The sequence below is a fragment of the Nostoc sp. PCC 9305 genome (assembly GCF_963920915.1).
Classification (GTDB): Bacteria; Cyanobacteriota; Cyanobacteriia; order Cyanobacteriales; family Nostocaceae; genus Nostoc.
Genome location: NZ_CAWUDN010000273.1, coordinates 1 through 482 on the forward strand (window position 1 = coordinate 1; position 482 = coordinate 482).

The 482-nt window shown below is 42.5% G+C and carries 1 protein-coding gene; it reads right to left on the minus strand.

What is annotated here, in order from left to right; genetic code table 11:
• On the minus strand, positions 1–482 hold a 482-nt coding region (locus tag ACM0OX_RS35745; protein ID WP_414519953.1), incomplete at both ends, for an IPT/TIG domain-containing protein.

Here is a 482-nt window from a genome sequence, read left to right on the forward strand (position 1 = left end):
GTCTTGGTCGCACTTGGGGGCTTAAAATCAGTGTGAGGGTTACTTCGCCATTAGCATCTGCTGTTGCTTGTCGTGGTATAATATCCAAGATTTTAGGTGCTAAGGCAAAAGATAATTCATTAGTAGTCCGACTTGGTTCGCCAGTTCGCGTTACTTTGACTACCACAGTATATAAACCTGCTGCGCAGTTTTCGGGCTGTTCAGGTAATTGAACTCTAATATCCGTTGCCGTCCTCTCTGCTAAAGGTGATAATTCTAGAGAAATTTCTAAACGAATATTTGTAAAAGATATAACTACATTTTCTGCATCTAAGTGAAAACCATTAAGAGTTAGAATATCGCCCAATCTGGCGCTAGGTTGTTGGTTAGGTAATTGCAGAGAAATTAGTGTGGGCAAGGGTGACGATAGGTCTGATTGCAGAATTGGGCCGCGATCGCTAGACTGACGCTTGATAATTGGTAGCGGAGTTTTTGCAGGCAAG